The organism is Isoptericola sp. NPDC056578, from assembly GCF_042793275.1.
Lineage (GTDB): Bacteria > Actinomycetota > Actinomycetes > Actinomycetales > Cellulomonadaceae > Isoptericola.
This window is the reverse complement of the sequence record NZ_JBHTVC010000011.1, coordinates 89,597-96,715: the sequence shown is the minus strand read 5'-3', so window position 1 is coordinate 96,715 and position 7,119 is coordinate 89,597. Positions and strand designations below refer to the sequence as shown.

The window sequence follows — 7,119 nt, the reverse complement described above, 5'->3', positions numbered from 1 at the left end:
CCGTCGGGCGGTGCCTGAGATCAGCCTGGGATCAGGCGCTGGTGACCTCGATGCGCTGCGGCGTCGTGCCGGCGAAGACGCCGGCGACGGTGACCGTCAGGACGCCCGCGTCGTAGGACGCGGTCACGGCGTCGCCGTCCACGGCCTTCGGCAGGGTGACGACGCGGCGGAAGGCGCCGAAGCGGACCTCCGAGATGCGTCGGCCCTCGGACTCCTCCGAGCGCTGGTCCTTGCGCTCGCCGCGCACGACGAGCTTGCGTCCCTCGACCTCGACGGTGACGTCGTCGGCCGGGTTCACGCCCGGCAGGTCGAGGCGGGCGACGAGGTCCTCGCCGTCGCGGTACACGTCGGCGGCGGGCACGGGGCCTTCCGTCCGGGACAGGTCGGCGAGGCGCGGGGTCCACAGGTCGCGGAGCCAGGCGTCGGCGAACGGGGTGCGGGTCAGGGTGGTGGTCATGCTGTCCTCCTCCAGGTGAGTTGCTGCTGACCGGTTCAACTTGAGCCACCCCGACTCAATTTCCAGGTTCGCCGACGGCGGACGCGTCACGCCGCCTGCCCCGCACGAGCATGATGACCAGGCCCAGGACGAGCCATCCGGCCGCGACCTCCAGGGCGAGGTGGCTCGCCAGGACGAGCACGGTGACGACGATCGCCAGGCCGACGGCGGGGACGACCGTGTGGAGGGCGCGACGGTCGGTGCGCCCGCCGACGACGTAGTAGCCGACCACGGCGACGTGCAGGAAGACGAACGCGGTCAGGGCGCCGACCGTGACCATCGAGGACAGCAGGTCGAGGCCGTCGGGCCGGACCGCCGCCGCCACGGCGATGAGGAGCGTCGCGACCGCCGAGACGAGGGTCGCCAGGCGGGGCACGCCGGTCCGGCGGCTCACGGACCCGAGCCGTGCCGGCAGCTGTCCGTCGCGCGCCATCCCGTACATGAGGCGGCTCACCGCGGCCTGTGCGACGAGCGCGGAGAGCACGGGGCCGATGGCGCGCGCCGTCGTGACGGTGGTGCCGAGCCACGCCCCCATCTCCTCGCTGATCGTCGTGTAGAAGATCGTGCCCTGCTGCTCGGGGTTCGCGGCCAGCTCCTGAGGAGTCGCCGTCGTCAGGAGCGCGCCCAGGTAGGTCTGGAGCACGAAGAGGGCCCCGGCGAGGACGAGGCAGAAGATCAGGGCCCGCCCGATCTGCCGCGGGGAGCCGGTGCTCTCCTCGGCGAACGTGGCGATCGCGTCGAAACCCAGGAAGGCGAGCGCCGCCACCGAGACCGCCCCGAGCGTGCCGGCGAGCGTGAACCCGTCCAGCCCCGTCAGGGGAGACAGCCACGGCCTGGCCGGGCCCTCGTGCACCAGCACGACGACCGCGCCGACGCAGAAGGCGGCGAGCACCACGATCTCGACGACCAGGGCGACGAACCCCACCGTGGCGGCGAGCCGGACCCCGCCGAGGTTCAGGCCCGTGATGAGGAGCACGGCGACGCCGGTGAACGCCCAGACGGGCACCGCGGGGAACAGGGCGTGGCTGGCGATCCCGCAGAAGAGCGCGGCCAGGCTCGGGATGAACAGGTAGTCCAGGCCGATCATCCACCCGGCCATGAAGCCCGGTCGCCGCCCCAGCCCCGCGGTCGCGTAGGCCGAGACCGACCCCGCCTTCGGGACCGCGACGGACATGCGGGCGTACGACCAGGCGGTGAACGCCATCGCCACGGTCGCGACCACGAACACGAGGGCGACCGCGCCGTTGCTGCGCGCGTCCAGCACGCCGAACGTGCCCATGGGCGCGGTCGGCCCGATGAACAGCAGGCCGTAGACGACGAGGTGCCGCAGGGACAGGCTCCGGTGGAGCTGTCCCTCGGGCGCGGCAGCGCTGGGAACGTCCTTCGTGGGGCGGGGGTCGGACGACGCGGGACTCAGCTCCTCGGCGGCTGATGTGGGGACTGTGTCAGCGTAGGACGACAGCGACCGGGGAACCCTGCGCGGACTACTGCTGTCGGGCCACGGGCTCGGCCGGGGACTCGTCGAAGAGCGGCCAGTCGGCGTACTCCTGGCCCCCGCGGCGGGCGGGCGCCGTCTCGGGCAGGAGCAGCAGCGCGACGATCGAGCAGACGACCAGCACCGCCGTGTAGACCGCGACGAGCCAGAAGCCGCCGTCCGCGGCGACGAGGAGCGCCGTCGCGACCACCGTGAACGGCCCGGAGGCGACCATCGAGCCGAACTGCCACACGACCGAGACGCCCGAGTAGCGGACCGACGAGTCGAACAGCTCGGGGAAGAACGAGGCCTGCGGGGCGTACGTCCCGGAGTGGCCGAGGCCGAGGCCGGCGACGAGCAGCGCGACGATCAGAGCCAGGTTCTCCGACTGCACGGCGAGGAACGCCGGGACGATGAGGGCCAGGTTCAGCACCGCGAACCCGAGGAAGAGGGGGCGACGCCCGATCCGGTCGGTGAGGCGCCCCCACACCGGGATCATGACGATCTCCACGAGGATCGCGATGATCACCGCCTCGAGCACGAGGCCCGAGTCGTAGCCGTTGTTGTCGGCGTACGCGACCAGGAAGATCGTGTAGAAGGGGAACATCGCGGCCTCGACGAACTTGGCGAAGAAGCCGCCGACCACCTCGCGGCGACGGTGCGCGAAGAGCTGGCGCAGCGGCGCGTGGGACGCGGCCTTGCGGTCCCGGGCGGCCTTGAACGTCTCGGACTCGTCGACCCGGGAGCGGATGAACAGGCCGACGGCCACGACGACGATCGAGAGCAGGAACGGCACGCGCCAGCCCCAGGCGAGGAAGGCGTCCGGGTCCATCCACTGCTGCAGGCTCGCGAACAGCGCCGTCGGGATGAGGTACGCGACCGGTGAGCCGAGCTGGACGAAGCTCGCGTAGAAGCCGCGGCGGTCCCGCGGCGAGGCCTCGGCCGTGAGCAGGACGGCGCCGCCCTGCTCGCCGCCCACGCCGAAGCCCTGGATCAGCCGGACCACCACGAGGATGGCCGCCGCCCAGAGGCCGATCTGCTCGTACGTCGGCATGAGGCCGACGGCGAACGTGCCGAGCCCGGTGAGCAGGAGGGTGAAGACCAGGGCCTTCTTCCGGCCGAGGCGGTCGCCGATGTGTCCCCACACGAGCCCGCCCAGGGGGCGGGCGAAGAACCCGACGGCATAGGTCGAGAACGCGGCGAGGGTACCGACGAGCGGGTCCGTCTCGGGGAAGAAGATCTTGTTGAACACGAGCGCGGAGGCCGTGCCGTAGATGAAGAAGTCGTAGTACTCCGCGATCGTCCCGATCACGGAGGCGCCGACGGTCTTGCGCAACGTCTTCGGATCGACGGCGCGGGTCGGGGTGCTGCTCATGCTGCTGCCTCCTCGCAGTGGACCGGCGGCACGCTAGCATACTAGTGCGCTAGAACACGACGGCCGGAACTACGGCACAATCGGGCCATGCCGTCGTCGTCGCCGCTCCTGACCGCGCGGGTCCGTGGGGAGAACACCCGCCGGCTCGTCCACACCTGGCTGCGCCGGCAGATCATCGACCTCGAGCTCGCGCCCGGCGCGCCCCTGTCCGAGGCGGAGATCGGCTCGCGGCTCGGCGTCAGTCGCACCCCCGTGCGCGAGAGCCTCATCCTGCTGGCCGAGGAGGGGCTCGTGGAGGTCTTCCCGCAGCGCGGCAGCTTCGTGGGGCCGATCCGGTACGAGGACGTCGTCGCCGCTCAGTTCGTGCGCGAGGCGATCGAGTGCACGTCCCTGGAGGTCGGCGGGACGAACGTCGGCGCGGGTGACGTGGCCGAGCTGCGGGCGCACATCGTGCGCCAGGGCGAGGCCGACCGCGACGGGGACGCGTCACGCTTCTTCGACCTCGACGAGGAGTTCCACCAGCTGCTGCTTCGCGCGTGCGGGCACGAGTCCGCGTGGCGCATCGTCGCGTCGGCCAAGGCCCAGATGGATCGTGCGCGGCGGCTCTCCCTGCCCGAGGGCGGCAAGATGACCGACCTCGTCGCGCAGCACGCCGCCGTCGTCGACGCGCTCGCCGCCGGGGACGTCCCGGCGGCCGTCGTCCGGCTGCGGGAGCACCTGCGCGTGGTGCTGCAGGACATCACGCACATCCAGGAGGAGCGGCCCGAGCTGTTCGCGCCGGCGTGACGGACCGACCTCGGCGGTCAGTCCTCCGGCGGCCGCCAGGCCATGACCGGGCGGAGGGCCCGCGGGCCCAGCGCCGCCGTCCACGGGCCGACGGCGCGCATCCCGGCGTCGCGGGCGGCGGTGGCGACGGGTGAGGTCCACAGGGTCGGGCCGGCGACCCGGGCCGACATCCGCATGACCCGCGCGACGCGCGGCCGTCGCTCGGCCGACCAGCGCAGCAGCGCGCCCGCGACGTCGTCGTCCGGGCGGACACGCGCGCCGAGCACCACCCCGTCCTCGAGCGCCTGGCACCCGCCCTGCCCGAGGTTCGGCAGCATCGCGTGCGCGGCGTCGCCCACGAGGGCGACCCGGCCGGTCGCGAGCGACGCCGGGGGAGCGGGCAGGTGCCGCAGCTCGTGCCGCAGCGCGGTGGCGTCGTCGACGGAGGCGAGCAGCGCGGGGACCGGGTCGTGCCAGTCGGCGAGGCGGGCGCGCAGCTCGCCGAGGTCGCGCGGGACGCCGGCGGCGTCGGCCACCGAGACGTACACGTAGACCCGTCCGTCGGCCAGCGGCATGACCCCGGCGACGATCCCGCGGCCCCAGATCTCGGAGCCGACGACGCCCGGGACGCGCGGGGTCACGAACCGCCACGCCGTCGACCCGCCGGACACCGGGGCGGGAGCGCTCGGCCACCAGCGGGTGCGCGTGGCGGACGCGATGCCGTCGGCCGCGACGACGAGGTCCGCGTCGGCCTCCGTCGTCGTCCCCGCGTCGTCGGTCGTCGTCACGCGTGCCGGGCGGGACGTCGTGCCCGGATCCGTGACGGTCGCCGTCGTACGGAGCCGCAGCGCCCCGGCCGGAAGAGCGCCCGCGAGCAGCGCCACCAGCTGCGCGCGGTGGAGCATGAGCGTGCGGTCGCCGAACAGCGACGTCGCGCCCTCCGCGCGGCCGCGCACCAGCCACCGCCCGTCGGGACGACGCAGCCCGAGCTCGCCCTGCAGCGCGGCCAGGCCGCGCGTCGCGTCGCCGACTCCCAGCGCGTCCAGCGACCGCACCGCGTTCGGGGCGACGACGATCCCCGCGCCCACCGGGTCCAGCGACGTCGCGCGCTCGACGACGGTGACGTCCCAGCCGTGCCGCGCCAGCGCGAGGCCCGAGGCCAGACCGCCGACGCCACCCCCGATCACCGTCGCCGTGCGGCCGCCGTCCGTCGTGGGAGCCATGGTCACCGACGGTAGCCGGGTCCGCCCCGGCGCGGAGCGTGGGACGCGCGTCTCAGATCGTGAGCAATCGCGGCCGACGATTGACTCCTCCGCCCCGCGGGCCCAGCCTCCTGCTCCGTCGCGCCAGGTGCTGGCGTGCGCACGCCCGAACCGCAGGAGGACGACCGTGTCGACGACCCACGGACCCCGACGGTGGCGCCTCGCCGCCGTCGCCGCACTGGTGACCCTGCTGGCCGCGGCCTGCGCCGGCGGCGGTGACGCCGCCGAGGAGACGGTGCCCGAGAGCGAACGGCCGGGCGGCACGCTGAGCATCGGGCTCAGCGCCGACCCCAACGGCGTCGACGCCGCCGTCGTCAACCAGGTGTGGCGCACGGTCGCGCGCGCCCTCACCGACTCGCTGGTGTTCTTCAACCCGGAGACCCAGGAGATCGAGCCGTGGCTGGCCACGGACTGGACGGTCGAGGACGCGCGGGTCTACACGTTCACCCTGCGCGACGACGTCACGTTCCACGACGGCACGAAGCTCACGTCCGAGGTGGTGAAGAAGAACTTCGAGAGCCTCGCCCGCCCCGGCATCCACTCCAGCGCGAAGACGATCGTCGAGGGCATCAAGGAGATCCGCACGCCGGCGGAGAACGTCGTGGAGGTGGAGTTCGAGAAGCCCAACGCGGCGTTCCTCGTGAGCCTGTCGCGGGCGCACGCCGGGATCGTGTCGGCCAAGACGGCGGAGCTGCCCGTCGAGGAGCGGCAGAAGGCGATCGACGGCAGCGGCCCGTTCTCCCTCGAGGAGTACACGCCCAACCAGCGGATCGTGCTCAAGAAGCGCGCCGACTACGACTGGGCCCCCGAGTACTTCGGCCGCAGCGGGCCGGCCTATCTCGACGAGGTGGTCTACAAGATCATCCCCGAGGACTCCGTGCGCAACGGCGCCGTCATCGCCGGGGACGAGCTGCAGTTCATCTACTGGGTCAACGCGAAGTACGTGTCCCAGCTCGAGGGCGCCGGTCTGACGATCACCGAGACGGTGAACCCGGCGACCGGCACGGAGTGGCCCGTCAACACGTCGTCGCCGTTCCTCCAGGACGTCCGGGTGCGCCAGGCGCTCCAGCACGGGATCGACCGCGAGGAGTTCACCAAGCTGGTCTCCGGCGGCTACGACAAGGTCGCGAAGGGGCCGCTCAGCGAGGCGAACCCGTACTTCTCCGACCAGTCGGAGTACCTCACCTACGACCCGGAGCTGTCGAAGAAGCTGCTCGACGAGGCCGGGTGGAGCGAGGTCGGCGCCGACGGCATCCGGGTGAACGCCGACGGGGAGCGGCTGTCGCTGCGCTTCCCGCGCGACGGCGCCGCGGAGCAGGTCGTGCAGGCGCAGTGGAAGGAGCTCGGCATCGAGCTCGTGCTCGACCCGCCGCTCGACGCGGAGGCCAACGAGAAGCTGCTGTCCGGCGAGTACGACATCGCGTACTGGTACCACTCGACCCCCGACCCCGACGTCCTGCGGGCCAACTACGGCGTCGCGACCGGCTCGGACCGCTCGTTCATCGCGGAGGACGACAAGGCCGGCCAGCAGCTCGACGCGCTGCTGCAGGAGCAGAACACGCTCACCGACAAGGCGGAGCGCCAGGCCGTGGTCGACGAGGCGAGCCAGCTCCTCGTCGAGGACGCCTACGTGCTGCCGATCGTCAACGACACGGACATCTGGGCGTTCCAGCCCACGGTGCACGACATCCAGCCGGTCGGCCTCGACCAGTACCTGTACAACGCCTGGCTCTCCGAGAAGTAGGAC

At 72.7% G+C, this 7,119-nt stretch carries 6 protein-coding genes; 2 read left to right on the top strand and 4 right to left on the bottom strand.

Going from position 1 to position 7,119, the window contains the following annotated elements; translation table 11 throughout:
* Window positions 1-31: 31 nt before the first annotated feature.
* The 3 genes from ACFQ80_RS06965 to ACFQ80_RS06955 form a co-directional block, all read right to left on the bottom strand.
* On the bottom strand, window positions 32-457 hold the full coding sequence (locus ACFQ80_RS06965; RefSeq protein ID WP_430563107.1) for an Hsp20/alpha crystallin family protein: 426 nt from the start codon (window positions 455-457) through the stop codon (window positions 32-34).
* Window positions 458-512: 55 nt separating this feature from the next.
* Window positions 513-1,826, bottom strand: a complete 1,314-nt coding sequence (locus tag ACFQ80_RS06960) for an APC family permease (RefSeq protein ID WP_430563109.1) — start codon at window positions 1,824-1,826, stop codon at window positions 513-515.
* A gap of 154 nt (window positions 1,827-1,980) precedes the next feature.
* Window positions 1,981-3,345: an MFS transporter gene (locus ACFQ80_RS06955; protein ID WP_430550952.1), complete on the bottom strand. Its 1,365-nt coding sequence runs from the start codon at window positions 3,343-3,345 to the stop codon at window positions 1,981-1,983.
* Window positions 3,346-3,432: 87 nt separating this feature from the next.
* Here ACFQ80_RS06955 and ACFQ80_RS06950 point away from each other — a divergent pair, with 87 nt between their 5' ends.
* The gene (locus tag ACFQ80_RS06950; RefSeq protein ID WP_430563106.1) at window positions 3,433-4,131 is read left to right on the top strand and encodes a GntR family transcriptional regulator; all 699 of its coding nucleotides are present in this window, start codon (window positions 3,433-3,435) and stop codon (window positions 4,129-4,131) included.
* A gap of 17 nt (window positions 4,132-4,148) precedes the next feature.
* On the opposite strand, the gene ACFQ80_RS06945 is transcribed toward ACFQ80_RS06950, so the two are convergent.
* Window positions 4,149-5,333 carry an FAD-dependent oxidoreductase gene (locus ACFQ80_RS06945; RefSeq protein WP_430563105.1) on the bottom strand — a complete coding sequence of 395 codons (1,185 nt, stop codon included), beginning with the start codon at window positions 5,331-5,333 and terminating at the stop codon, window positions 4,149-4,151.
* Window positions 5,334-5,499: 166 nt separating this feature from the next.
* On the opposite strand from ACFQ80_RS06945, the gene ACFQ80_RS06940 reads away from it, so the two are divergent.
* The gene (locus tag ACFQ80_RS06940; protein ID WP_430563104.1) at window positions 5,500-7,116 is read left to right on the top strand and encodes an ABC transporter substrate-binding protein; all 1,617 of its coding nucleotides are present in this window, start codon (window positions 5,500-5,502) and stop codon (window positions 7,114-7,116) included.
* The last annotated feature ends 3 nt before the right edge of the window (window positions 7,117-7,119 follow it).

What these genes read in the sequence shown, in the direction of transcription:
- ACFQ80_RS06955 (WP_430550952.1), bottom strand. Translation starts at nt 3,345, where the DNA reads ATGAGCAGCACCCCGACCCGCGCCGTCGATCCGAAGACGTTGCGCAAG.
- ACFQ80_RS06965 (WP_430563107.1), bottom strand. Translation starts at nt 457, where the DNA reads ATGACCACCACCCTGACCCGCACCCCGTTCGCCGACGCCTGGCTCCGC.
- ACFQ80_RS06945 (WP_430563105.1), bottom strand. Translation starts at nt 5,333, where the DNA reads ATGGCTCCCACGACGGACGGCGGCCGCACGGCGACGGTGATCGGGGGT.
- ACFQ80_RS06950 (WP_430563106.1), top strand. Translation starts at nt 3,433, where the DNA reads ATGCCGTCGTCGTCGCCGCTCCTGACCGCGCGGGTCCGTGGGGAGAAC.